Annotated in this window: 22 protein-coding genes; 8 read left to right on the top strand and 14 right to left on the bottom strand. The window is 52.0% G+C overall.

The genetic code is table 11. The features are described 5' to 3' along the window. Window positions 1-13 precede the first annotated feature (13 nt). On the bottom strand, window positions 14-1,513 hold the full coding sequence (locus ACFSKT_RS02635) for an alpha/beta hydrolase family protein (RefSeq protein WP_377720251.1): 1,500 nt from the start codon (window positions 1,511-1,513) through the stop codon (window positions 14-16). Between the two features lie 245 nt (window positions 1,514-1,758). Here ACFSKT_RS02635 and ACFSKT_RS02630 point away from each other — a divergent pair, with 245 nt between their 5' ends. Continuing rightward, the gene (locus tag ACFSKT_RS02630) at window positions 1,759-2,061 is read left to right on the top strand and encodes a hypothetical protein (RefSeq protein ID WP_377720250.1); all 303 of its coding nucleotides are present in this window, start codon (window positions 1,759-1,761) and stop codon (window positions 2,059-2,061) included. A gap of 81 nt (window positions 2,062-2,142) precedes the next feature. Here the strand turns inward: ACFSKT_RS02630 and ACFSKT_RS02625 are convergent, their stop codons facing one another. The 4 genes from ACFSKT_RS02625 to ACFSKT_RS02610 form a co-directional block, all read right to left on the bottom strand. Beyond that, complete coding sequence (locus ACFSKT_RS02625; protein WP_377720249.1) at window positions 2,143-2,667, bottom strand: hypothetical protein; 525 nt, start codon at window positions 2,665-2,667, stop codon at window positions 2,143-2,145. Window positions 2,668-2,772: 105 nt separating this feature from the next. Continuing rightward, window positions 2,773-3,996: a Ger(x)C family spore germination protein gene (locus tag ACFSKT_RS02620; protein ID WP_377720248.1), complete on the bottom strand. Its 1,224-nt coding sequence runs from the start codon at window positions 3,994-3,996 to the stop codon at window positions 2,773-2,775. A gap of 12 nt (window positions 3,997-4,008) precedes the next feature. Continuing rightward, a complete protein-coding gene (locus ACFSKT_RS02615; RefSeq protein ID WP_377720247.1) occupies window positions 4,009-5,595 on the bottom strand; it encodes a spore germination protein in 1,587 nt (528 codons plus the stop codon). A gap of 1 nt (window position 5,596) precedes the next feature. Next, a complete protein-coding gene (locus ACFSKT_RS02610) occupies window positions 5,597-6,718 on the bottom strand; it encodes a GerAB/ArcD/ProY family transporter (protein ID WP_377720246.1) in 1,122 nt (373 codons plus the stop codon). Window positions 6,719-6,841: 123 nt separating this feature from the next. Between ACFSKT_RS02610 and ACFSKT_RS02605 the strand changes: the two genes are divergently transcribed. Genes ACFSKT_RS02605 through ACFSKT_RS02595 form a run of 3 tightly spaced genes read left to right on the top strand, consistent with a single transcriptional unit; the run spans window position 6,842 to window position 10,469 of the window. Continuing rightward, window positions 6,842-8,275, top strand: a complete 1,434-nt coding sequence (locus ACFSKT_RS02605) for a spore germination protein (RefSeq protein ID WP_377720245.1) — start codon at window positions 6,842-6,844, stop codon at window positions 8,273-8,275. Further along, window positions 8,272-9,372 (top strand): GerAB/ArcD/ProY family transporter, encoded by a 1,101-nt coding sequence (locus tag ACFSKT_RS02600; RefSeq protein WP_377720244.1) that lies wholly within the window; start codon window positions 8,272-8,274, stop codon window positions 9,370-9,372. The genes ACFSKT_RS02605 and ACFSKT_RS02600 overlap by 4 nt, the downstream gene beginning before the upstream one ends. Next, window positions 9,369-10,469 (top strand): Ger(x)C family spore germination protein, encoded by a 1,101-nt coding sequence (locus ACFSKT_RS02595; protein WP_377720243.1) that lies wholly within the window; start codon window positions 9,369-9,371, stop codon window positions 10,467-10,469. The genes ACFSKT_RS02600 and ACFSKT_RS02595 overlap by 4 nt, the downstream gene beginning before the upstream one ends. 58 nt (window positions 10,470-10,527) lie before the next feature. Here the strand turns inward: ACFSKT_RS02595 and ACFSKT_RS02590 are convergent, their stop codons facing one another. Together ACFSKT_RS02590 and ACFSKT_RS02585 are read right to left on the bottom strand one after the other, a co-directional pair. After that, window positions 10,528-12,039 carry a sensor domain-containing diguanylate cyclase gene (locus tag ACFSKT_RS02590; RefSeq protein WP_377720242.1) on the bottom strand — a complete coding sequence of 504 codons (1,512 nt, stop codon included), beginning with the start codon at window positions 12,037-12,039 and terminating at the stop codon, window positions 10,528-10,530. A gap of 65 nt (window positions 12,040-12,104) precedes the next feature. Further along, window positions 12,105-13,040, bottom strand: a complete 936-nt coding sequence (locus ACFSKT_RS02585) for a putative bifunctional diguanylate cyclase/phosphodiesterase (protein ID WP_377720241.1) — start codon at window positions 13,038-13,040, stop codon at window positions 12,105-12,107. 246 nt (window positions 13,041-13,286) lie between these two features. Between ACFSKT_RS02585 and ACFSKT_RS02580 the strand changes: the two genes are divergently transcribed. The 3 genes from ACFSKT_RS02580 to ACFSKT_RS02570 all read left to right on the top strand — a co-directional run bounded on the left by ACFSKT_RS02580 (window position 13,287) and on the right by ACFSKT_RS02570 (window position 16,627). After that, the gene (locus ACFSKT_RS02580) at window positions 13,287-14,483 is read left to right on the top strand and encodes a helix-turn-helix transcriptional regulator (protein WP_377720240.1); all 1,197 of its coding nucleotides are present in this window, start codon (window positions 13,287-13,289) and stop codon (window positions 14,481-14,483) included. A 497-nt stretch (window positions 14,484-14,980) separates the two neighbouring features. Next, window positions 14,981-15,931, top strand: a complete 951-nt coding sequence (locus tag ACFSKT_RS02575) for a C40 family peptidase (protein WP_377720239.1) — start codon at window positions 14,981-14,983, stop codon at window positions 15,929-15,931. A 240-nt stretch (window positions 15,932-16,171) separates the two neighbouring features. Beyond that, a complete protein-coding gene (locus ACFSKT_RS02570) occupies window positions 16,172-16,627 on the top strand; it encodes a DUF3231 family protein (protein ID WP_377720238.1) in 456 nt (151 codons plus the stop codon). Window positions 16,628-16,698: 71 nt separating this feature from the next. On the opposite strand, the gene ACFSKT_RS02565 is transcribed toward ACFSKT_RS02570, so the two are convergent. Together ACFSKT_RS02565 and ACFSKT_RS02560 are read right to left on the bottom strand one after the other, a co-directional pair. Further along, on the bottom strand, window positions 16,699-17,715 hold the full coding sequence (locus tag ACFSKT_RS02565; RefSeq protein ID WP_377720237.1) for an ABC transporter substrate-binding protein: 1,017 nt from the start codon (window positions 17,713-17,715) through the stop codon (window positions 16,699-16,701). 39 nt (window positions 17,716-17,754) lie between these two features. Beyond that, window positions 17,755-19,101: an LLM class flavin-dependent oxidoreductase gene (locus ACFSKT_RS02560; RefSeq protein WP_377720236.1), complete on the bottom strand. Its 1,347-nt coding sequence runs from the start codon at window positions 19,099-19,101 to the stop codon at window positions 17,755-17,757. 367 nt (window positions 19,102-19,468) lie between these two features. Between ACFSKT_RS02560 and ACFSKT_RS02555 the strand changes: the two genes are divergently transcribed. Beyond that, window positions 19,469-21,466, top strand: a complete 1,998-nt coding sequence (locus ACFSKT_RS02555) for a methyl-accepting chemotaxis protein (protein WP_377720235.1) — start codon at window positions 19,469-19,471, stop codon at window positions 21,464-21,466. A 270-nt stretch (window positions 21,467-21,736) separates the two neighbouring features. Here the strand turns inward: ACFSKT_RS02555 and ACFSKT_RS02550 are convergent, their stop codons facing one another. The 5 genes from ACFSKT_RS02550 to ACFSKT_RS02530 all read right to left on the bottom strand — a co-directional run bounded on the left by ACFSKT_RS02550 (window position 21,737) and on the right by ACFSKT_RS02530 (window position 26,031). Continuing rightward, window positions 21,737-22,066, bottom strand: a complete 330-nt coding sequence (locus ACFSKT_RS02550; RefSeq protein ID WP_377720234.1) for a hypothetical protein — start codon at window positions 22,064-22,066, stop codon at window positions 21,737-21,739. An 88-nt stretch (window positions 22,067-22,154) separates the two neighbouring features. Further along, complete coding sequence (locus tag ACFSKT_RS02545) at window positions 22,155-22,757, bottom strand: DUF2812 domain-containing protein (protein ID WP_377720233.1); 603 nt, start codon at window positions 22,755-22,757, stop codon at window positions 22,155-22,157. Then, window positions 22,744-23,064 carry a PadR family transcriptional regulator gene (locus ACFSKT_RS02540; RefSeq protein ID WP_377720232.1) on the bottom strand — a complete coding sequence of 107 codons (321 nt, stop codon included), beginning with the start codon at window positions 23,062-23,064 and terminating at the stop codon, window positions 22,744-22,746. Before ACFSKT_RS02540 ends, ACFSKT_RS02545 begins: the two co-directional genes overlap by 14 nt. Window positions 23,065-23,248: 184 nt before the next feature. After that, complete coding sequence (locus ACFSKT_RS02535; protein WP_377720231.1) at window positions 23,249-24,304, bottom strand: sugar ABC transporter substrate-binding protein; 1,056 nt, start codon at window positions 24,302-24,304, stop codon at window positions 23,249-23,251. A 17-nt stretch (window positions 24,305-24,321) separates the two neighbouring features. Beyond that, window positions 24,322-26,031: a methyl-accepting chemotaxis protein gene (locus ACFSKT_RS02530; RefSeq protein WP_377720230.1), complete on the bottom strand. Its 1,710-nt coding sequence runs from the start codon at window positions 26,029-26,031 to the stop codon at window positions 24,322-24,324. Window positions 26,032-26,213: the final 182 nt, after the last annotated feature.

Genomic DNA, 26,213 nt, shown 5'->3' with positions numbered 1-26,213 from the left:
GACTTAAGGCGCCTCATGGCGAGGTTACGAACTTCACCTCCGGAAAGCGGCGATCCGGTCCTTTCATTAACATTCCATTTCGATTTTTCAGATGCTTGTCGAAGAAATCCAGCATATAAGCATTAACAATCGAGCTCGCTCTTTCGGGCGCAAGCTTTCCTGTAATGCCCAGCCTCTTGAACATCGGAGAGACGAACTGTACGTCGGCAAAATTCATGTGCTCCGTATTGGCGATATAAAGGACTTGTCCCCCTTCGTCGACCGTTTCGCGCATCCGCGCAAGCTCCAATTTTTTATCCTCCGCAACTTGCTCCTCCCACGCTCTTGTCGAACCCATGCGGCTGAGCTCTGCGTCCGTATAGACGCGGTTAGCCATCACCCTTTCTAATTGTTCGAAATAGCTTGCCGAGTGGATGAACAAGAACGGCTTTCGCAGAGATTCTCTGTCGCGTAGTCGATACAGCCCTCCATCAAGGTCGATGCCGACCGCGATTCGCGGATCGTAAGCGGCGTCATAGGCCGTCGCTCCGCCGATGGAATGACCGAACACCCCGACATGTCCGAGATCCACCCTCCCTTGAAGATCGCTTGGAATCTGCCCTGATTGAAGGCGCTCGAATTGGTCCAGCACAAACGTCACATCTTCGGTTAGCACTTCACCCAACTTATCGCGATTGCCGCTGCTCGTCCGGTAATCATCGTCAGGCGAGAATAAGTCATTGGTCGTGCCAGTCGTGATTCGTCCATCCGGAAACGCGGTTGCAAATGTATTAAAGGTGTGGTCGATCACGGCCACGATATAGCCGTGACTCGCGAGATGTTCAGCTTGCGAGGTGTGGAGGAACCGGGATGAGCCGTTGCCCGGATTCGCAAGGATGAGCGGGTATGAAGTCTGGGCCGAAGCGACTTCGGCTCCCTCATAAGCATGACCGGATATGTACTTGAGGTGTTGAAACGTAAACCCGGGAAGGCCATAGTCCGCGGCCATATAGCGTAATATCCGGGGATCGGGAACAAAGGGCGCGTAGTTGCCGGTGCCAGCTTGAGCCGGATACCAGACCTGAACCATCAATTCTCGCTTGCCGTCACGGGGTTCGTCGAACATCTCTTCCCGATGGGGATCCACGAAATGAAACGTTTGCGTGCCTACCTTAAATTCACCAGTAGGATCAGGCAGTTTAAATACAGGAAAAACATACAGCAAACCCGCAGTTGCGACCAGCATGACCGCCATTACGGAATAGGCTGAACCCAACAGGAATCGCGGGATTTTGGTTAGGCCGGTTGTATTCAAATAGCTGTACCCTGAAAAGACTAAAAAGAGGATCGTGAGGCCATACAGGAACAATAGCTGGACTCTGTATCCTTCCACCGTCCAATGAATGACCAGTATAAGCGTGGTGATCCCGCTAGCAGCGAATACGGGAATACTGCGCAGTCCTTTTTTGAACAGGACGGTTAAAACAAATAAGCCGATGGTTGACAATAATAGCAATTGCTCGCACAGCCTCATCTCGAGTCTCCTTCTCCACCTATCTATTTTCGTTTGCTCCAATCTTATCCTGCCAGGCTGGGCGAAGCGATCGATTTGCCTTACGACGAACCTTACAATTTTGTCATTGAAATTGCGGTTAAGGAGACTGATTAATAGAGGCATGCGCCCCAAACGACAGGCAGACATATGAAAAAACCGGCTGCCGTATGGGTACATAAAAGATTCCTAGGTGGGGTATAATAAATAGAAAAAGGAGCGTCTCCATGAAGGAATGCTTGTTCCACTTTAAGTTGATCAAGGATGGACAAACGAAAGAATATCGCACGTTAGCGATGATTCCCGAGGATAAGCAGCCTGAAATTTCGGACTTCATAGCATCTTTCGAGGAGCTGGGTTATAAAGTCGACCTAGCGAACGAACGGGAACTCATTTTTCGTTCGCGTCCGGGCGAAGAACCCTACAAATTGGATATTACCAAGATGGAGATCAAGGGCGCCAAGCACGACGACGAGGCTTTCCACGATGGAGAACTTCGGGCCATTCTGGAACACTTAGTAACCCGTTAATAAAATCGCGAAGCTGCACGCGCCCCTTCCTGGACTTGTTCCGGGAAGGGGCGCGTTATGGCGTTATATAGGTCATGATCGCTATACGAGCGCTTCCTCTTCCGAGAAACGCGCCTTCAGGATCAGGCAGGCTTGGGTCAGGTTGTCCGACAAGTGCTTCAACCGTTCGTTCTTCGCATAGTCATGTCCCGCTTTGCCGCTATCCAGCAAATACAGCTCGAGATCGCTTTGTTCGAGGAAGGTTCCGATGAAATCAAGTGCAAGCACGTGCTCCCGCTCCAGATCGCGAATGGCCCGCAAACCCGCGGCATCCTGACGAAGCGATGGACCATGGGCAAGATGCATCAGCCAGACTTGGTTCTCAGCTGCCGCATGGCGAGATAGTTCCGAGGCTAACTCGACAGCTTCCTCTCTCAATTGTTTCAACGTCTCCAGTACTTGATAGCGGCAGTTCGCCGATGTTAGGCGGACGCTCATCTCGTAGACCTCGTCCACGCGGCGCTTCAAGCGGTCGGCATGCGCTTGCTTGACGCCTGCCGACGATCGATGGAAGCTGGCGTTCGGCATGGCTCGATTCGATTCGGCATGATAGGCTGCAAGGTTCATCGTTATCCACCTCCGAAGTAGGATTGCATGATGACACCAGTATACATCCCCGCATGCCAACACCGCCGTGAAACAAGTCACAGACGGGAGCACGCGGGTGTTTGGTCATTCCTCTTCGGCTTGTTTTTTGTACGATTTTAACGTCAACCCCGTATGGTTAATCTTCACCTCGACCTTGGGATGAATGTCGATGCGCACGAATTCGCGTTCCCAATCGGACTTCATCGCACGCCATTCCTTCGGATATTTCCGGTGAATAAGATCGGAGACTCCGACCACGTCGGTTTTCAGCTTTTTGATGGCCGTCCAGGAATTCAAGATTTGTTCCGAAATGTCTTTCTCCAATTGTTTCTCCATTTCGCGCTCCGCGTTCGGTTCGTTAAAGTCAAGCGGACAATCCGTCTCCCGCAAATCCCCTTCGACTTTGACAAGGACTTTCACGTTAAAGCGGCCGTCTGCTTTGCTCACCGATAACTTCGTCTTGTTGCGTAGGAGACGAAAGGTCGAGTTAGGCTTTCGCCCGCCAGACGTACAGGAGAACGCAATCGTGGTAGCCTTGATCTCGTTGCGCATAAATCCAAGCCCGAACGCTTCCTTTTGGGACAGCCAACCGGCGTGTTTGTCATGGTGGAGCACTTCTAATCGTCCAAGTTTGAGCTGGGAGGGTAGAATGGATTGATTCATCTCCTCCAGCTTCGTGAGCGGAGACGACCCGGAGATGATCACCTCCGGCACTACCCCGCTTCGCGACGTTCCCAGCAAAGACATTCCCAGCGTATGGATCGTCACATACGGGAGCACGGATTCCTCGTTCGCTTCACCGGCGATCATGTCCTCCAACCCTTCGCCCGGCAAAACTTCGAACTGCATCAGCTGACCTAGGATTTGACGCGCTTCCCCGCTCGTTGCAAGCACGCTTACCGTTTCGCGGGTATCCAAATTGCGAAGATACAAATCCATAAGCTGAGAAACCCCATGCTTGAGCGCCGACTCGCCGATAATAAGGGTCCGGGTATGCCCGAGATAGAGGCCCCTCGAGCTTTCGTAGCGCGTGCGCCATAACGCGTCGCGAATGGTTCTTCCCGACGTTGTATAGACGGCGAACGGAATCCGGCCTTGTCCTCCCACCGCAGCCGGGGAGATGGCGGACGGCACGACGACTTGGTAGGAAATGACCCACTTGCCGTCCTTATAGTCGATGCCTGTCGACGCGGTGAACGCGAGTCGATCCAGCTCCACGCTGTCCCAGCAGCCTGTGACCAACAGGCAACAAATGGCCGTCAATATGATGCATGCAAGTCGACGAGGCAGACGGCGCCAGTCATTCATGATAAGGGCCTCCTATTCACGTTGTCGCGGTTCCGAAGTAGACGGATTCGCCCCTTGCCGGTTCTGATTGCCAGACTCTCCGATCGGCCGTTCCTTCATTCTCCATACCGGCATGCGAATAAATAAATCTCTCCAACTATCCGTCTTGAACGGAGATAACGGTTGAAGAAAGGCAACGCCGAACGAACGCAGGCTCGCCAAGTGAAAAAGAAGCGCCATCATTCCGCATAAGATGCCGAATAATCCAAGCGTAGCCGCAAGCATCATCATTATGAAGCGGACGATACGCATCGAGTTCGACAAATCGACGGAGGGAATCACGAAATTCGCCAAGGCGGTAAAGGACACGACGATGACCAATGCCGCGGATACGATGCCTGCTTGCACCGCGGCCTGTCCAATCACGAGCGCGCCGGCAATCGATATCGCCGGGCCGACGGCGCGGGGCATTCGGACGCCAGCTTCCCGTAATATTTCGAAGGTAAGTTCCATGATCAACACTTCGACGAACGCCGGGAAAGGGACGCCTTCCCGCTGCGCGGCCAAGCTGATGAGCAGCGGCGAAGGAATCATCTCCTGATGGAAGGTAGTCAGCGCAATAAACAAAGACGGAATGAGCAGCGAGGCGAAAAAAGCACCAAGGCGGATGAATCGCAGAAAGGTCGCGATATCAAATCGCTGATAATAATCCTCGCTTGAGAAGAAGAAGTTGTTAAACGTGACCGGCGCGAGGAGCGCGAACGGCGCACCGTCAACAATGATTGCAAATTGACCTTCAAGCAGGCCTGCGGATACCGCATCCGGTCGTTCCGTGCTGAGCATCAGCGAGAACGGGGTAAACGAAGCGTCTTGTATAAATTCTTCGATATACTCGCTATCCAGTATGCTGTCGGTATTGATGCGGTCCAACCTCGACATTACTTCATCCACGACCTTCGAATCCGTGATCCCATTCATATGGAGAACCGCGACCTTGGTTTTCGTCTGATTTCCGATCTGCCTGAACTCGATTCGGAGATTAGGGGATCGGAGGCGGCGACGAATTAAGGACAGATTCGTATCCATGCTTTCCGTGAAGCTCTCCTTGGGTCCTTTGACGACCGTCTGGGTCTTCGGTTCTTCCACGCTCCGCTTCTCGCCGCCCGATGAAGTCGCTGCGATCGCGGACTCGCACCCTTGAAGAAAAATGACCGTATTCCCTTCCAGAATTTGCGTGAGCGCTTCATTCAGGTTGTGAATCTCTCGGATATGTCCGACGGTTAACGCCTTATTCTTGAGCAGCCCCATCCCGTCCGTAGGCCGCAGCTCCGCATGCAGCCCGATTTCCGATAAGAGCGGATGTACGATATTCTGGTTGACCGTTTGCTTGTCCACCAGGTGGTCAATGTAGATGAGCGTCCCCTCAATACCGGATGCCGGAGCGGCGAACTCGCGCGCGATGATGTCCGCGCTTGCGCCGAGCTGCGTACAGAGCCAACTGACATTCGACGCTAATTGAGCAGATATCGGATGCATTGCTTCGTCATTTCCCGCTGCGGACTGCGCTTGTCTTTGTGGTTGCGCCTTCGTCCGGTTGTTGCGTTTCCAGAATGTCGACATTTTAGCCACCCCCCTCGCGAATCTCCGATGCTTTTCTTTTCCCGCCGTTGCGCAGACGGTGTCGGATGACCATCATGGCCAACAACAACAAAGGGAGTATGATTTGGAACAGGGGGAAATGGTAGTTGAGGTTGAGTCTTTGTCCGATCCAATTCTGCTGCAAATAGTTGCGGAACATAAGCGCCCCGACAAAGATCACGCCGCCAACTTTAAGGATGATGAACGAGGTCCTCATTTTCACGAGATGCTTGCAGACGAATGAAGCGCCCAAGAAATAGAGGGTTAATTTAATAAAGACCCCTGTAAACAATACCGCGCTTACGAACGGGTCGAGTCGCTCAAGGAACGATTTGAATCGCACCAGACTCACGACCTCAATAAAGGGAGCGACGCTCATCTGCGATAATGGTCCCAAACAAGCCAAGATGATCACGTTCGTGCAGACGGTGATCATACCTGTGATCAAATACCATCGAATGGTAACCGGGACGACGTCTGCTTTGGGAGTCACATGTTTCCAAAACATGAGCAGCAGCACCATCTCCCCGAACGGAAAGGAGACCAATTCCGGCAGCGATGCTTCCAAGACGCGGAATATCCCATTCTCCAACACCGGCTGGATTCGGTGAATGTTGATTAAGCCCGTTCCATAGATCATCGCAAAGAAAAAAGCGTAAACCATCAGGATCAATGGAACGAGAATCTGAATGACCCTCCCGATCACCTCCAACCCTTGCCACACGGCATAGCTTGCCAAGAGGATGATGCAGCCGACCAGCACCCACAAAGGCGTTTTCGGCAGCATATACAAGCCGATGAGTTCGGCGAATTCCCTCACATTCCGAATCGATTTGTACGAAAAGTAAAAGAAGTACGCCGCGGCCATCCCATAGCCGATGAATTTCCCGCAATAGGTAAAGAAAATCTCGATCAATTCCTTATCCGGTTCAAGGCGGTGGATCTGCAGCAGCAGCAGGAGCAGCAATAACCCTGCGGCCATGGCGATCAGGATGGCGATCCAGGCATCGACGCCCGCGCTTTTCCCAAGGAGGAATAAGGGGGTGCTTCCGATCTGGAACATCAAAATGAGCGCGGCTAGCTGCGATTTCGAGATCGTAACCATTTCGCACCTCCCTTCTCTGAACCTTCAGGTATTAGCTAATTTGAACAAAAGGGCGCAGTTCCATGCATGTCCCGCCGGAGGTTGGTTAAATTAAGGAAATCACTGAAACGGGAGGTGAAACCTGTGACCTCTTATGTCGCGGCTTCAGAGCAATGTTTCAAGGAGCAATTTTTAGGGCAAAGCGATTTTCAAGCGAAGCCGCTATCGGTCGGCGGAACGGAATACCGGCTGTATTATTACGAAACCATGGTAGATTCTTCCCTTGTGCAGGACTTCATCCTGAAACCGCTGCTTGCTCGTCCATCGGATCCGGTTCGGGAGGTCGTCTCGATTCTGGATTACACCGAGACGGAGCATATGGAGGAAGCTTTTGAAGCCATCGTCCATGGCAAAACGGTCCTCCACCGCGAGGGAGAGAGCCGATACTATCTGCTTGGCGCCGATTTGAAAAAGGGACGCTCCATTAATATTCCGACGAACGAGCGTATTCTGCGCGGCTCGAATGAAGCCTTTATTGAAAATATCGATACGAATCTGAACCTGATGCGCAAGCTGATCCCCTCTACGGATCTTGTCGTCAACTCCTATTCCCTTGGGCGCTTATCGAAGACGAAGGTGGCGGTCATGTATATCAAATCGGTCGCCAATCTATGCTTCCTGGAGGAGCTGGACCGTCGGCTCCAAAGCATCGACATTGATTATCTCGATGCGCCGGGATTTCTCGATGAATTGGTCCGGGAGACCAAATTCAGTTTGTTCCCGCAGCTGTTAATTACCGAACGGACCGATCGCGCCCGATCGTACCTTATGGAGGGGAAAATCGTCGTGGTCACTTCCGGGTCGCCGGACTCGATTGTGTTACCCGTGACGTTCTGGTCCTTCTTTCAAAGCCCGGATGATTATCATATCAGCTGGCTGCTTGGAAGCTTCTACCGGCTGCTCCGTCTGGTTTGTTTCCTGCTGACGATCGGTTTGCCCGCATTCTATGTCTCGGTCAGTTCCTATAACCCGCAATTGCTGCCGATTAATTTCGCCAATACGCTGCAGAGCTCGCTCAAATACGTGACCTTCCCGCCGATCTTCGAGACGATCGCGATGATGCTGCTGCTTGAAATCTTACGGGAAGCCACCGTGCGCTTGGCCAGTCCCGTTGGTCAAGCCATCGGCGTCGTGGGCGGCATTGTGGTCGGAACCGTCGTCGTACAGTCGAATTTAGCCTCCAATACGATGGTGATCGTCGCTGCTATGACCGGTCTGGCTTCCTTTATCATTCCATCCTACGAGATGAGCAGCGCCGTTCGTCTGCTTAGCTATCCGGCCGTGCTCCTATCGTCGTTCTTGGGACTGTTTGGTCTAGTCATCTTTTTCATGATGATTGTCATTTACTTGTGTCAAATGAGCATGATGGGGCAGCCTTACTTTACGCCGCCCTTCGCCTTAAGCGAATTCAAAGATACGTTGATCCGGTCGCCGATTTGGAACTTGCGCCAAAGGCCGGATCAGACCGCACCGAGAAACCGTATGAGGCTACGTCATCCAAGGAGTTGGAAGAAATGAGCAAAGAAGAACCGATCAGCGCAAGACAGCTGTTCACGCTCACCATTATGGCACAGCTTGGTATCGAGGTTTTATCCTTGCCTCATATTGCGTCCGAGAAAGCCGGACATGATACATGGCTTGCCGTTCTGATTAGCGGCGCTGCGGCGCAAGCGGGTATTCTGTTGCTTTGGTGGCTCGGGAGCCGATTTCCGAACCGGAATATTTATGCCTATTCCCGTGCTGTGATCGGCCGGCCGCTCGGTGCAACGCTCAATATGCTCTATGGGTGCTACTACGCCTATTCCGGACTTGTTTTAACCGCGCTTTATACCGACATCTTGAAACGTTGGATATTTATGATGACGCCAAGGTGGCTCATCTTTCTGATGCTGCTCATCGTCAGCGGGAACGCGGCCGTTTCTTCTCTGAAGAGACTGGCTTTTATTTCGCAAACGTTCCTCATCTTCCCGGTTATCTGTTTCCTGCTTATTGCTTGCAGCGGTATTTACGGGCTGGAGCCCAAGCATCTGCTGCCTGTGATATCGAATGGCTGGGGTCCGATCATGACAGGGGCCTATGCCTCATTCAGCGCTTACCTCGGTTATGATCTTCTGCTGTATGCCTATCCCTATGTGCAGACGAGCAGCAAGAAAAAGGTGCTTATCGCGATGTTGGCCGCGAACGCCTGCGCGATCGTTTTTTATGTGACGGTCTGCCTCGTCTGCACGACGATGTTCGGCCCGAAGCAGCTGTTGATTGTGCCCGAGCCGATCGTGTTTATTTTGAAAAATTATCGCATTCAAATTTTGCAAAGCCTGGATTACCTCTTCCTTGTCATTTATGTCTGCGTCGTCACGGCTACGATCTATGTGTACTTTTTCCTGGCGTCCAAAGCCTTTCAGCACGTACGAACGGCGGGATTAGGCAAGCAAGCCTTCTGGGTATGGGCGATCGTTGGCGTTGGCTTTGCAGGTAGTCTCTTTCTGACGAGACGCGGCGATATCCTGCGCATGGCTTCTATTCAGGACCAGCTCGCCATTGTCATGGTCATCGTCCTGCCTCTACTGCTGCTCCTCATCGCCGGCATGAGAAGGATCGGGAGGTCACAGCTGTGAAAAAAACGATCGCGGCGCTGTTCCTCTGCCTTACGCTTACAGGTTGCTGGGACCAGATTCAATTGAATAATCTGCTATTTATCGATGTCATCGGGATCGATTACGCGGAAGGCCAGAGCAAGAAGCTCAAGGTCAACTATGTCATCTCCTCTGTACAAGAAGCGAACCAGGGGGGAGGGAAACCTGCCACCGTATACGTGGAATCATCGGGTGTCAATCTCTATGACGCGGTAACCCAGACGAACAAAGAGCTGCCCGGCGTTCTCTCGGTCCTTGAGACGCGGCTGTATCTGATTAGCCGGCGCTTCGCCAAGGATGAACCCTTGAAGCATCTGGATATTGCCAGTCAATTTGCTTCCAATCCGTTATACGCTTATCTGGCGATGTATGACGGGGATCTCTCGAAGCTGCTGGCCAAAAACAGGTTGAAAGACCAGACCATCTCGAACTTGCTGATCGGACTCCTTGATGATCAGATTCGCTTCGGGACCGCTCCCTCCAATAAGCTGCTTCATTACATTCTGGGCGGCAATCAATTCATGAACGATTTCGCGCTCAGCCGATTGGAGCCTTATAAGGAAGGAGCGCGTCTTTCCGGTACCGCTTTGTTCAGTAACGGGAGATATACCGGAATCAATTTGAATAATGAGGATACGCTGCTTGCCGCTCTGATGGATGGTACGCCAGGCAAATTACAACTGATAACCGGACAGTGGAAAGGCCGCTCCTATTCGGTCCTTGTACAGAAATCCAAACGAAGAATTAAAGTCGGAACCGATTCGGGCAAGCTCCGCGAAATTACGATTTCCTTAGACTTACAAGTTAAATTAGTGGTGGATGGAGACGGACTTAAGAAACATACGGATGCCCATCTGAACGAAACGGAGTCCATAATAGAGGCGGATCTTGCGGTGAAAATGGGTCAAGTATTAGCCGCTCTCCAAAAGGCGAATTGCGATTTCTTGCAGCTGGGCCATGAGGTCGCGGCCTTCCATCCGGACGTGTACAAAACACTTCATTGGCGGGAGGCCTATCCGAAGCTTAATCTAAAGCCGATCGTTCATGTAAAAATCATGAACACGGCGATTCTGGATTAAGGAGCAGCAAACAGGCCGCCTGATCCTGGTTGGATGGCGACCTGTTTGCTTCAATTCGTTATTGAAGGTGTGTATTCCCGCTGCTCGTTACCTGATTCCGGTATACAACGACACGGTTCTTCCCGATCCTCTTGGCTTCATACATCGCGCTGTCCGCTTTTTTGATCAGGTCGTCTAACGTCGTTCCGTCATCGGGCGATGCGCTTAGACCAATACTGGCGGTGATCTGAACCCTCTGCGCGCCGAGGTTGAAATCTTGCTCAAGCGACCTCAATAATCGATGGGCCAGACTGTAGACGTCAACGTCTTTCCTCGACAAAATGACGAATTCATCTCCGCCGAATCTAGCTGCCATCGTTGAATGGGATTCGATGGTCAACTGAATGCGATTGGCCACCTGTTGAAGCAGGGCATCTCCCGCTTCATGCCCCCATGTATCATTGATGGTTTTAAAGCCATCCAGATCGATGAACAATATGGCCACGCCTTCTTGAGATTCGGTGCGTTCTCTGAATTCCTTCTCTAATAAAATGCGGTTGGGTAAATGGGTCAACGTATCGTGTAAGGCAAGTGCCATGATCTCGTCGTGTTTGGCCTCCAGTGAGCGAAGCATCTTGTTGATGGATCTTTCCAAGCGGGACAGCTCGTCTCTGAAGCTCAAGTTCGACTTAATGCGAGCCTTGAAATTTTTATCCTTCTGAATGGCGTTCAGCTGCAGCGAATAGCAGTAGACTCGGGAGAGGATCAAGCGCTCCAACAAAAATTGAATGAGCAGGATGAACAGGATGCTAACGGCAAACAAGAAGATGCGCGAATGGTGGATCGCGGTTTTCTTTTCCTGATAAAAGTGCCGATCGCCCTGCAGGATCAAGCTGTAATCCGAGCGCGAACCATAATCGAGCAGCGGGATCTCGCTTTCGATTATCGTTTCGCTCACCACTCTTGTTTTGTCTCCAGATTTCTCTCCGCTCCCTACTCCGCCTTTTCGCAAGCTGACATTCAGCGATAACGCTTGAGCAACTTCCGCGATATACTCGCTGTTCATGTATTTTCCCATGATGAGCGTGCCGGCCGATGGTCCTTCTCCGTTGCTTGTCAAAATTTCATTCACTGCGGCCATCGCTAGACCATGGCTCGTATGAATCATGAACGTTCGTTCTGAATCCTCGTCCGATTGAACGATTGGCATAAAGGCTTTGTAAAAGTCGTCATGCAGAACCTGCTTCTTATGCATGTAAATATCGTAAGCGCCTTGGTAAACCGGCTTATGCCTGCCGTCGAAATACAGGATAAAGTTGACCCGATTGTTATCAAAGGTTTCATCCTGAAGATTAACCTGAACGAAATCCGGTTGGCGCCCCTTCAAAAATAAAAAGGAATCATCCCAAACCGCCCAATCGCGGTTCGTTCTTGCCATTCCTTCCAAGTCCGCCTGAATTTTGTTTCGAATCCGCTTCTCTTCGTGCATCATATTGTTCTTGTCCATCTCGATGGATGCTTGGATGAAGGCCGGACTAAAAACGCCATTCAGCAAGAGCAGAAAAGCAAGCATCGAAAATGTGATAACCAAGAAAACTTTCATCCTTAATTTCATTGTTCATCTTGCCTTTCATCAGTCTACACTCGCAAGGCCGGTTACTTGCCTAGCAGCAGCTTGCGCACGCATGCGTGGCAAACCTGCTCGTTATGAGTTCGATCATCAATAAGGACGGCGTGGCAATGTATGCAGCTAGGTGGAGCTTCCGGCTCGGTCTGTTCCATCTTCTGATTCGCCATTAACGTTTCAATCGCCGCTGCGGAAATCGGTTTACTAAACAAGTAGCCCTGCAGCACCTGGCAGTCGTGCTCTTGCATAAATTGAAGCTGATCTTTTGTTTCCACGCCCTCAGCGACGACCTGAAGCCGCAGACTTTTGGCTAACTGGATGATGGATTTAATAATGGCGGCTTTCGGGATGCTGCTGGTGCATTCGCGAGTAAATCGCTGATCAATTTTCAAAGTATCGACCGGAATGCTGCCCAAATACGCGAGCGAATTATACCCTGTCCCAAAGTCATCCAGACTGAAGCGAAACCCCATCGCCCTCACTTCGCCTATTACGGCTAGCAGCTGCTCCGGGTCGCTGGCGATCCGTTCCGTAATTTCGAATTCAACGCGGCTCGGATCTACGCCGGTTACCTTCGCGACGTCCGCAATCATGGCGGCAAATCCTTCTTCCATTAGCTGTCGCGGGGAGACGTTGATTGAAATATCGATCGTAAGTCCGTTATCCTGCCACAACTTGACTTGTTTCAAGGCTGTGCGTATCACCCATTCTCCGATCGGAACGATCATTCCCGATCGCTCCGCCAAATCAATGACCTTGTCAATGGGCACTTGGCCTTGACGGCGACGCGGCCATCGAAGCAGCGCTTCCACGCCGGTGAACCTATTCTTCGCGAGGTTATGCTTAGGTTGATACACCAGCATGAACTCGTTGTTTTTTAACGCTTCTCCCAATTCGAGCACCTTGTGATAGGAACGCTCCCAAACAGCTGGTTCCCATCTCCGTTCTTTTGTTATGCTAGTCACCTTGCTCCCCCTCCGCTTGATCCTATTTGATTTAATTTATTGAATAGGGTGATGAACCTTAATTTGCTATCAGCGTTCATGATGGAATAACCGCTTCGTGGACAAAATATGGGACAGTTGTTTGCCCGGGCGCTATCCACGTTCATGCAGTCATATTCATGGCCTCATTGTAGCCCATCGGCAACATCGCCTTTGCGTATTTCCTCTTGTTTTGGATATCAGCTTCACATGCCAAGATGCGGAAGCATGAAGCGTAAGGTGGGGAATTTACCGTTTATGATGCCGATCGAAGAGAAAGCAAGAGCGCTATATATGGTTACCGGCATCGATGTTGCCGGCTTCGACGACGAACTTGGGCTGCTGTTCTCGTTCGTGGATTACGAACGTCGTCTGTTATTCGCTAATACGCAGTCTATCCTTGAGGAAATCCATCAGGAGATGAAGTCGACCAGTCAAGATTATTACACGTGCTGTACGCCGAATTCGCATTTGTATCATGCGCTGCGGATTTATGACGACCTTGAACAACAGCATCGAATCGTTATTATGGGACCGATCGCCATGGAGGCCTTGTCCGATCCCAAACCGCACATCCCGATTCCGGAGCCACCAAAAGAACAGCTTGTGTACCTGGGCCGTTTATTGTATTGGACGTATTTGCCCGATGAGAACACGACCATTCCCCAGCCGGTCGTACACATGGTTTCGCGTCAACCCGAGAAGCCGGGAGCCCGCGAGATCTCCCTCTTTCAGCTTTACTACAAGCAAGAGCCGCTGCATATCACCTACGAGGAGTACCATGAGTTAAAAACCAAAATGCTAAGCGGCAATCTTCCGAACGTCGAAGGCTATTTGAACGATATGGTCGCTCGTCAAGAAGGCGTGAATCGCTTTTCGTTGGCGAAAGGAGACATTTTGCGGTCGGCCAAAAACCACTTTATCGCAACCTGCGCCATCATCTGCATGATTGCGATCGAGAACGGAGCCGAGAATGAATATGCCAGAGAAGTGAGCTATCAATTCGTGGAGCGGGCGGAAAACCTGCGTACCCGGGCGGAGATCGTCCTGCTGATGAAAGAAATGATTCTCACGTTCACCACCGTTATTCAACAATTCGCGAATTCCGACTATTCCGCGCTCATGAAGGAGATCGTCCGCTATCTGCATCAGCATTTTTTCGAGAAGATTACGCTGAAGCACATCGCGGATCACTTTGGGAAGCATCCCTCCTACATCTCGACCAAAATCAATAGCGAAACCGGCATGTCCTTTAACGAAAACTTGAACGCCATTCGAATCGCCGAAAGCAAACGGCTGCTAACCGATACGCAAATGCCGATTCATGAAATTGCGATCGCCGTCGGCTTCGACTACCAAAATCATTTCTCGAAGGTGTTCAAAAAAATGACCGGCCGTACCCCTCTCGAATACCGAAATCAATAAGGCAGCCGTTCCCAAGACGGCCGCCTATTTTTGTGCGCGAAAAACGTGACGTCCGATTTTACAGCAATCGAACAAATGTCATGGATACGAAACTAAGGTTTTATGTCGAATGCGAAGCGGTAGGATTCGCCAATTCGCCTGATTGCGCGCATAGGCATAAAAGGCATTATTTACATCCGTCGGCGCTTCATGGTTACCCGATAGGTCGCAAGTTCGAGCTTAAGCGGCGTTCTCGTGCTGGTCTAAACGACCAAGAAACGAGTGAACTCCAAATGCCCCGCATTGGCTCGGCAAGCCCGGACCGATGCGGATGTCGTGTTGCGAGGCGATCTGGGATAGTTCCTCCCGACTACCCCGCTCCAGGAAGATAGGACAAGCGGTCGATACCACACTTGGCATCCCTCTTCGTACAATCGTCGTGTCAGATATCGCAATCCCTGCGATAACGCATGCTAACCCGACCTCATCCCCTACCAAATAACAAGGAGATTAACACCATGAAGAAATTTACAGCAATGACGATGGTCTCGATTTTGGCTGCATCCTTGGCGCTTCCGTTCGCCGCAAGCGCGGCTACCGGCACGGCGGAAGTACAAGCATCCGTGAGCTTCCGCACGCAGCCTACCACTAGCTCGACCGTGATCCGTTATCTGAAGACAGGCGAGAACTTAACCGTCCTTAGCGAATACAACGATTACTGGCTTCAAGTTCGCGATGGCAGCGGACAAGTCGGTTACGTATCGTCCAACGCCAAATACGTGGAGTTCCACAAGGATGAAGAGCCAACGAACGCCGTCATCGAAGCCTCCGTCTCGTTCCGCACGTCGCCTTCGACATCCGCTGCCCGCATTCGTTACCTGCAAACCGGCGAACGCGTCAATGTCATCAGTCAGCCGAACAGCTACTGGTATGAGGTGAGAGATTCGAACGGCGTCGTTGGCTACGTAAGCTCCAGCGCGCAGTATATTTCGACCACTTACGATCCGGCTTCCGCCATTACGGATCCGGCGGCCGCGATCGAATCGGTCATCGAAGCCGGCATGAAATATTGGGGAACGCCATACGAATTCGGCTCCGATCGCAGTACGACGACGACCTTCGACTGCTCCGACTTCGTACGCACCGCGTTCTTCGAAGGCACGGGCATCATTCTGCCATCGGATTCCCGCGGTCAAGGGGCATACGTGCAGGACAGAGGCGCCGTTACCGCCGACTGGAGCCAGCTGAAGCGCGGCGATCTGATGTTCTTCATGGACTATCAAGGCTCGACGGCTTCCGCTTACGCCGACGTGGACAAGTCGACGGCGACCATTACGCATGTGGGGATTTATCTGGGGAATGGCCAGGTGCTGCACACCTATTCGACCGCGTCGGGCGGCGTACGCACGAACGAGATTGCCGGCACGGCTTGGGAATATCGCTTCCTGTTCGGCGGCAGCGTATTCTAGATCGATGCCATAAAGACGAGAAGCCCAAATCTATCACAGATTTGGGCTCTTTCTGATCCGTCGCTTGGTCTTCATGGCGGGGCAAGAATAATCATACGGAGGGTTACAAAACATAACTTGTAATGATGGAAGAAGGAGCGCTCAGATGCCGTTCTCGAAACTGATCGAAAAAATCCCGCTGCTTCATGGCGACCATAGCGATACGGATCAGAAGTTAACCGCAGCGGAACAAGGAAAGTTATGGGCGACGTATATCGGCACAATACCGAGAATAACGCGACCAGCAAAGCGGTGCTGCTCGGATTTAGCCAAGGCGCGCAATTGCCGGAGGTCCGTGACTATTTTCTCCGAGGACTCGGCATCGCGACCAAGCACTACAATTTATTCACGAAGATCCTCCAAGCGGATTTCCTGTCCGCGCCGCCGTCGCTCGATCCGCTCGTGCTGAATAACACGCAATCGCCGTTCTCGGATCGGTTGATGATGTTCCACAAGATGGATATGTTTACGGTGAGAATCCGGGCCTATGGCAACGCCTTGTCGATGAGCGCCAGGCATGACGTCGCCTCCAAGTATGGCCGGCTGATGCTCGAAGTCGGAAACTATGTGGAGGATGGCGCCAACATTATGATTGAGCACGGTTGGCTCGAACAGCCGCCTCAAGCCGCAGACCGGGAGGCTTTGGCCAAGTCGTAAACCTGCTGGTTTTGCAACAAGACGGCCGTACTCCCTCGTTCGGAGATACGGCCGCCTTTTGCTTGTTCCGGTTATTTGGCGTACGGGTTAAATTCGTTCGTGTACAGATCCTCCGGTTTCACTTGCCCCTGCTTTAATTCCCCGGTCGCCACCAGCCAATCGATCCACTTCTGGTGCTCATCCGGCGCAATGACGCCGCCTTCCGTCGCGATGCCCGTGCTTTTCCAATACTTCAGATTAGCGGTCTTGTCCTTGCCGTCGCGCTTCTCCACGATGCTCTCGAAGCGCTTGATCACGTCTTCACGCGGCGTCGTCCGTTCCCATTCGATCGCTTTGGCGACCCCTTCGACGAACTGCTTCACGGTGTTCGGATTGTTCTTGATATACGCCGTCGTGAAGAAATAGTCGCCCGCCGTGAATTCCTCCTCGTACACGTCGATATCCTTGAAGATCCCGACGAGGCCTCCGTTCTCCAAGGCGCGGTCCCTGGCGATTCCGCTTAGCAAGACGACGTCGATTTGCTTGTTGCGCAGAATCTGTTCCGCGTTCGCGAACGGGACCGTCATCAATGTCACCTGTTTGATTTCCTCCTCGGACAAGCCGCCCTCACGCAAGTAATCCTTCGTCACGAACTCCAGATGGGCGCCGAACGTGTTCACGCCCACTTTTTTGTCGATAAAGTCTTTGGCCGTCCGAATCGAGCTGCCCTCCAGCGCGTAAGCGCCGATATACGTATTCTTGTCGCTGCCGTAGGAACCGATCACGGACTTGATCTTGACGCCTTGCGAGATCGATTTGATGATCGCCCCGTTGAACGCGGAGCCGAAGTCCGTCTGGTTCGTGGCCGTCAATTGAATGCTTTCCGGACCGCCGGTCGTGGTGCCGATCGACTCCAGCTTCACCTCTCCCAGATAGCCGAGATCCTCGGCCAGTTCCGGGAACGACACGCTGCCCGGCGACGAATTGTATTGAAGCACCTTGTCTTCTTCCGCTGTCGCTTTGCTTTCGGACGCGCAGCCTGCCAGAAGCGCTCCTAATATTCCGACTGACGCGATCAGCGCCGTCGTGCTCATCCATGATTTGCGCATATGAGTTCTCCTGACTACGTGGAATGGTGTCGATGTAGGTTATAGACGTGCCGGCTGCACTTGCTTGCGATCCGGATGAACGGGCACGGACAGCCCCAGATTGCCGCGCAGCGTATCGCTCTCGTATTCCGTACGGAATAGTCCCCGACGCTGCAATTCCGGAATGACGAGTTCGACGACGTCGCGCAGCCCCTCGGGGAACGTCGGCGGCATGATGTTGAAGCCATCCGCCCCATCGTTCAGGAACCATTCCTCCAGTTGATCCGCGATCTGCGCCGGCGTGCCGACGATCTCGCGGTGCCCGCGCGCGCCTGCGATTTGCTCGTATACTTCGCGAATCGTCTTCAATCCTTCGCGTTCAGCCAGCGCCCGGATCAGATTCGAACGAATCTGCGGGTTCGTTTTGTCCTCGTTCTCCACGAATGCCGGCAGCGGCCCATCGACGTCGTAGCCTCTGAGGTCCGTGCCGATGAAGTTGGATAAGTATTCCAGCCCAACCTCGGGCAAAATGTAGCTGTTCAGCTCCTTCCGCTTGGCGATCGCTTCCGCTTCCGTCTTCGCCACCGTGATGAAGACGCCGGGCATAATCTTCAGATCATCCGGCTTGCGGCCATATTTGGCGAGACGCCCCTTCACGTCCCGATAGAAGGTTTGGGCTTCCTCCAACGTCTGCCAAGCGGTGAAGATCACCTCCGCCGTCTTCGCGGCCAGCTCCTTCCCCGACTCCGAAGAACCTGCTTGCACGATGACGGGATGTCCTTGCGGCGTGGCAGGCGCATCCAGCAGGCCCTCCACCTTGAACCATTCCCCTGCATGATCCAGCGGGTGAAGCTTCTCGACGTCCAGAATCTGGCCCTTCTCCTTGTCCAAGACAAGCGCTTCTCGTTCCACCGATAGCCAGAGCTTCTTGACGACATCGACGAACTCTTCCGCGCGCTCATAGCGACGTGCGTGCTCCAGGTGCTTCGACTTGCCGAACAACACCGATTCCTTGTCGTTGGCGGAGGTGACCACGTTCCACGCCGCGCGGCCGCCAGACAAATGATCGATCGCCGCGAACTTGCGCGCGACTTGGTAAGGCTCGTTGTATGTCGTTGTCAAGGTCGCCGTCAGACCGATATGGCGCGTGACGGACGCGAGCGCCGCCAGGATGATCAGCGGATCCAGCTTGATGGCCGAAGCGGACTGATTGCCCGAAGGCCGGAGCCCGAGCACGTCGGCGAAGAAGATCATATCGAATTTGCCCCGCTCGGCGAGCTGCGCGAGCTCCTGTAAGTACGCAAGATTCAATGTGCTGTCAGCCTTAGTCAGCGGATGCCTCCAGCTGGCCACGTGATGTCCCGGAAGATTAAAGAATGCGCCGAGCTTCATTTGTTTGTGTGCCATCGTTACCACTCCTAGTTTCTTATTTAGTGGAGAAGCCTCACTAATTGCTTCAATGCCTTCCTGCTATCTCGGCCTTCGGCATCGATGAACCAAAAAAAGCTCAGCGGTAATGACATCGAAACGTCATTCGTCCGCTGAGCTTCCGGTTGAACGGTCAGCCAATGGTTAAAACCAACTATACCAATGGGATTATATTAACATTGATATTGGAAATGTCAATCCGTTTTCTTTTCATCGCGCTCTAATAAAAAGGCTTGATGCCCCTGCCGATCTTGCTTATGGATTTCTTTACTACAGAACATTATGTCGAATAACGTCGATAACCTATTAAGAGAGAGGCATTCATAATTAATAGGAGTGATATTGGTTGAAGAAAAATCTCAGAAGCTTACGCTTCCGGTTAACCATGATGATTTTGGCGCTCACGCTGCTTCCGCTTGTCACGCTTGCGGCCATTCAGATGAGCCAGTTTAAGAGTCAACTTACGACAAGCATTAACGATCAAGAGATCGGGATTGCCAAGAGCAACGCGGATGCCGCGGATCTATGGCTCAATACGAAAATAAGCATGATTCAGAAGGTGCTCCAGAACACCCCCGACTTCAGCGGGCTGGACGAAATGGGCAAATATAATGCCGTTCAGCCGATCGTCGCAACCGATCCGCAGGTCGCAATGACCCTGGTGACGGACGCGAACGGTAAAATCCCGGACGGCACCGGCAAGTACACGGATGTGTCGGACCGCGAGTATTTCAAGCTAGCGAAAGAAACGAAGAAACCTGCCGTAAGCGACCTGCTCATGATTCGGAGCATCGAGCAGCTCGGGGTCACGATTGCCGTCCCTTACTTCGATGCGCAGAATCAATTCCAAGGCGTGATTGTGGACATCGTCTCCGCGGAATCGATCAAGAGCAATTTCGAGAACATCAAAGTGGGTGAAACCGGTTACGGAATCCTGCTCTCCAGCAATGGCGTCTTCATGCATCACCCGGAAGCGGAAAAGGTGAATAAGACCTATCAAGAGACGGTCAGCCCGTCGGCAATCGAGGCGTATGACGACGTATATGCACAGGAAATCGGGGTCGAAACTTACACGACGGATGATGGCGTAGATAAAATCGCGGCTTTCGCAACGGTCCCCACTACAGGATGGAAAGTGATGGTGACGGTTCCTGAAAGCGAAGTGTTCGAAGAGCTGCATTCCAGCCTGGATAAGACCACCGTACTGATCCTTCTTACGGTCGTGCTGGTTATGTTGATTTCGATTTATACGGCCGGGTTCATCTCGGTACCGATCAAGCGTCTTTCGGAGTTCTTGAACGTCATGGCCGAGGCGGACTTCACGCATGCGCTGCCGGCAAGAATACTGAAGCGGAAGGATGAGATCGGACATCTAGCGCAGTCGGTCGACAAAATGTCGGTTTCCATTCGCACCGTTCTCGGTCAAGTCATTGACGAAACGACGAACGTGAAAACTTTCATCGGCCAATCCTCCGCCAGCATGAGCTCGCTTGCTTCTCAGGTGGAAGACGTATCCGGAACAACCGAACAAATGTCGGCCGGCATGCAAGAAACGGCGGCAATGGCTCATGATATGAATGCCACCTCCTCCGAAATCAAGGACGCGGTGACATCCATCGCGGTGAAAGCGCAAGACGGTTCTACGATGGCCGATGAAATTGCGGTTCGCGCCCAGCAATTGAAGGATTCGGCGGTCGCTTCCCGTGATTCGGCGCACGACATTCGCGGCTCGATCGAGAGCGAATCGAGAGCCGCAATGGTACAGGCCAAAGCGGTGGAGCAAATTCACGTCCTGACGGATTCCATTCTTCAGATTACGGGCCAAACGAATCTGCTTGCCCTCAACGCCGCCATCGAAGCCGCGCGCGCAGGCGAAGCGGGCAAAGGCTTCGCGGTTGTCGCGGGCGAGATCCGCAAGCTGGCCGAGAATTCGGCGAAGACGGCCAACGAGATCCAGACCGTCGCCAGCTTGGTCATGACTTCCGTTCAAGCGCTGACGAAGAGCTCGGAAAAAGCACTATCGTTCATCGATGAGACCGTCATCCAAGACTACAATGCGATGGTTGCCAACGGCGAGCAATATTATAAAGATGCCGGATCGGTTCAATCGCTTGTCACGGACTTCAGTGCAACGGCCGAGCAGCTGCTGGCTTCGATTCAGAACGTGGCTCGGTCGATCGAAGAGGTCACGCTCTCCAACAACGAGAATGCGGAAGGCACGCAAAATATTGCCGAGAAGACTTCGGATATGCGCGTTCAGTCGGAGCAACTGGCAGGACTGATGCAGCGTACGGAGGAAACCGCCGCGCAGCTGCTGGCCGCCGTTACGAAATTCAAAATTTAATTCGCACTTATGAGGCCAGCGCTTGCTGGCCTCTTTCAGTTGCGTCGGATTGATCTTTGTAAGTGTACACCGCGGGAAGCGGGCAAGTTGAGGATTTATTTAACCTTTTGCTATTTTCTTATCGAACCTTTATTTGCTACGGGCAATCAGGAGGTGGACAACCACGTTTGTAACATGCTCCGAAAAAAAAAGTCGCAGCTGCGCGACTTTAACAACGCTATGTTTATCCTCGACGGTTATTTAGACAAAAACTGCATTTCTCCTGCTGCTCTATAATAATGGCGAATGCGAGGTATGGCGCTCGTGCGTGTAATCCACCAGCGCTTCCTTGGCGCGCTGGACATCATCCTTATGGACCTGCAGACTCACGGCCGCATGATGGCTTGTCGGACCGGCGGCAAAGCCGGATACCGGCTGACCGTCCTGCTCGCGGATCCGGGACCGAATGCCCCGTCCGTGCAAATACGCGTGTTTATTCTGTAATTCCTCTGCCTGGTTTCCCGGCGCGGTCAGAACCGTCGTCCAGCGGCTAGTGCGGAATAGAAGGAAGGCCACAACCACGAACACAGAGACACCAACGATAATCAGAATTGCATTCATCGTCACTCACCTCTTCGTTCTGGGGATTTTCCCCCGTTTCCCTTACCATAACCGCCGCGTGAAGTCATGAAACAATCGGTCAAGCGCTTCACGCGTATTTCTTTTTCTGCTGCTCGTATTGATAATAGCTGTAAAGGCACGTGAGGAAGCAGAGCACAAATATCCAGGTCGGCAGAAATCGCAGCATCGCGAAAGGGGTCTCGAATAGGAAAGCGCGCCAAAAGGAATGACCCTCCATCTCCCACAAGCCTTCCGTCAGATAGCTCGCTTTGATGTCAAATAGCGCGGCAACCAGATTGCCGTTGTATACGACAAAGGCGTATACGAAAAAGAGGCACGCCATGCTCAATGCATATTGGGTGAGACGTTTATAGAAGGCTGACAGTGATCCGGCATCGGAAAAAATCTCGTCGCGTCCGTCGGCAGGCTTCTGCCAATACTGCACGCTCCCCCAACGGTTGCCCTTTAGAAGGGTCCATCCGAAATCCGCATAGGTTAGCTTATATTCCTCATACTTCTCCGCATGCATGCGATTCTGATAGTCAAGACGGATCACCATCTTGCGGCTGGAAGGCTCAAAGGTATATCCGCCGAGCCGGCCGACCCGCCGACATGCGTACCCTTCGGCCAGGCGATCGTTCAGCCACTTCTCCTCCTTCATCACATCAATGAACCATCTACGCTTTTTCATGCGGATCCCTCGTTTCATATAGTGATAACAGATGCTCGATCCTTCTTCGCTCGATGTCCAGGATTCGTTGTCCCTCCTGCGTGATCCGGTACACTTTACGGCGGCCCGTCTCGCCTGGTACCGGCTCGATCCAGCCGTGCTTGCTCAAGTTCTCCACGGCCCCGTACAACGTTCCGGCCGCCAGACTGACGGTCCCTTCGCTTAATTGCTCGACCGTTTGCATGATCGCGTACCCGTGAAGCGGCTCCTTAAGCGAGAGCAAAATATAATGCATCGTTTCCGACAGCGGCAGCAGCGGATGTTTCATGTGGCGCTTCCCTCTTCTCTTTTAGCTATACAGTTGAACTATATAATTCAATTATATACAGTTGAACTATACATTTCAACTGTATATTAAATATTGGGCATGATACCGTTTAGTACCTGGCTCATTCCGCATACAAAAAAAAGCGTCCGACAGGGAAAGCCCTGTCAGACGCTGTTCGGCAGCGTTATGGTTTGGCGGGTTGATGAATCTGTTCGCTCGTATAATGCCCGTCCTTAATGACGGTCTCCTCCATATTGTCTTTCGTTACGGCAACGGGCTCTAACAGGATTGCCGGCACTTTCTTCTCCCCATTATCGATCGTCGTCGTCGTCTCGGCTGTTTGGCCGCTGCCAATCTCCACGGCAAGCGACGCCGCTTGTTCGCCGATCAACGTGAGCGATTTGTATACCGTCATCGTTTGGGTGCCTTTCATGATGCGTTGAAGGGCATCCAGCTCGGCATCCTGCCCGGACACCGGGATTGCGCCTGCTTGGTCCCCGATGGCTTCGATCGCGCCGCGAGCCAATCCGTCATAGCCGGTCACGATCCCGTCGAAACGTTCGCCGCCCTGGTTGAAGTAGGCTTTGATCTGCTGAGCGGCAATATCGCCCGACCAGCTGTCGGTGAGCTTGTCGTATACGAGCTTGATGGAGCCGTTGTCGATCAGCGGCTGGAGAACGTCGAGACTTCCCTCGCGTATAAGCTTCGCATTGTTATCCGACGGCGAACCGCCGACATAGGCAATATTTCCGCTCTTGACTTTGTCCACGATATATTGGGCTTGAAGCTGACCCACCTTATGATTATCGAAGGATACGTAATAATCGAGATCCGCATTTAGAATGAGTCTATCATAGGAAACGACTTTAATTCCGGCAGCGTGCGCCATCGTAACGATTTCGCCGGAAGCCACCGCATCGACGGGCACGACAACCAATACGTCCACGCCTTCCTTGATCAGCAGGTTGACTTGTTGAAGCTGAACCTCCTGATCGCCGTTCGAGGCCAACGTTTTCACATTGCCGCCAAGCGCCTTGACCTTGTTCTCGAAGGCGTCTTTATCGCGATACCATCGTTGTTCTTGCAGCGTATCCAGCGCAAAACCGACATAGACGGCGTCCTGGTCTGACCGAAGCTTATATTTAGGATGGTTTGACTCGGCTTGTTGTTCTTGGCTGCCGCAAGCCGACAGCAGGACTAGAAGGAGAACAGAAGCAATGATCGCCGGTATTCTTCTCATGGATGTGATCTCCCCTCTTAAATGTGGAAACGAGTAATAAGCTTGTTCATTCGCTCGACTAGCTGCCAAAGTTCTTTCGCGCCGGTAGATACCTGAAGAATGGCATGGCTCTGCTCGGTTGCGGCGACGGAAATTTCTTCGGAGCCGGCGGCGGACTGTTCCGATATCGCGGCAATATGCTCGACGGAATGATTAATCTGCACGCTTGTCTGCTCAAGGAAAGTCATTGTGGTCGAGATTTCTTCGATACGATTGGACATCGTGCGGACTTTGTCGTTGATATTATCGAAATAGTGTCCGGTCGTTTCGATTTGCGTTTTGCCTTTATGGACCTCTTGGAAGCTTTCATGCAGCTCCTTGGTTAACTTTGAAATTTCGGCATTGATTTCGTCCACCGTTCGCTTGATGCTATCCGAAGACGCGTTCGCCTGTTCGGCCAAAGAACGAACCTCGTTCGCCACGACCGCGAAGCCTCGCCCGCTCTCTCCCGCGCGAGCCGCTTCGATCGATGCGTTGAGCGCCAATAAATTGGTTTGATCGGCGATGGAACGAATCACGTCGACGAAGTCCGCAATCACGAGCGTTTTCTTCTCCAACTCGCTTATTTTCAGCACGGATTGTTGCACGTTCTCGTTAATCGTGTTCATTTGTCCCAACGATTCCTGCATGTGCGAATTGCCTTCGGCGGAAACGTGCATCACTTCGAGCGAGAAATGCACGAGTTTATCTCCATTGGACTTGGCTTCCATAATTTTTTGATAAAACTCTTTCAGGTTCTCCATGATCGTATTCGCTTCTTGAGCCAAATGATTGGAGCCCGTCGCCATCTGCTCGATGGTTACGGCGACTTTCTCGCTCTGCTCTTGCGTCTGGTTGGAGTTGGTCGTTAAATCCGTCGCTTCCTTCCCCACACGCTTCGATAAACCGGCAATCTCGTCAATCATTTCGCTAAGGCTCCGTTTCATGTGATTGACGGAATGGGACAAGCGGCCAATCTCATTCGTGCTGCGATCGTCCAGTTCCGCGACGCTTAAATCCCCATTCGCAATGGCATTGCTCGCAACAATGACTTGATCCAGACGTATACGGATGGAACGAGTGACCTGAACCATCAGAACGATTGAGACAAACAGCGAAACGACAATCGAAATCACGAGCGTTTGTATGGTATTGAAAATATTGTCTTGGGACTTGTCGATCGATCGACGGTTGGAATCCGTCGCGGCTTGTTTGAGTTCATCCACTAATTTCATCGTGCTTTCTTTATATTGACCAGCCGTTTCTTGGAGTTCAAGAAATTTGGAGGTGTTGATATTCTTCACATTCGGCACGATCTGACTGAAAAAATATTCGTCCAGCGTATGATTGTTTTCGATGATCTGATGGAACAACTGCACTTGCTCGGGCGTCGTCAGATACTGGTTCAACAAGTCGGCGCTATCGACGAACCGATCGCTTAATTGCAAGTAGCTCAGCAGTCTTTCATTGTTCGCATCCAAAATATACTCGGGGATGGACAAGTACTTTTCTTGATAAAGCGACATCAGATTGGATACGTTAATGACAACTTCATTCTCGTTGCTGGTTTGTTCGATCGATTCATGCGTGCTGTTGAGAAACAAAATGGTCATGATGACGGAGATAATGAACAAGAGCATCGCGATGCTAAAGATTAACCCATATCTCCCACCAATCGAGAGTGTCTTCCATCTGACGGATAGTTTCACAATAAGCTCCCCTCATCTTTCATGGCACTTGGATTTGGATGTTGTTGATGATGAACCTCTGCATTGTAGATGATTCCTGAGGGTGCTTTTGATCGATAGTTAGGTTAATTGAATCGTACTTTGTTTGGGTTTAATTACACGTCGTCTCCTCATGAAACCGAATGTATGAACAAAAACAAGCC

Origin of the sequence: Paenibacillus xanthanilyticus, from assembly GCF_042682185.1 — a bacterium.
Taxonomy (GTDB): Bacteria; Bacillota; Bacilli; order Paenibacillales; family Paenibacillaceae; genus Paenibacillus_Z; species Paenibacillus_Z xanthanilyticus.
Note: the sequence above shows the minus strand (reverse complement) of the source record. Positions and strands in the feature narration are given on the sequence as shown.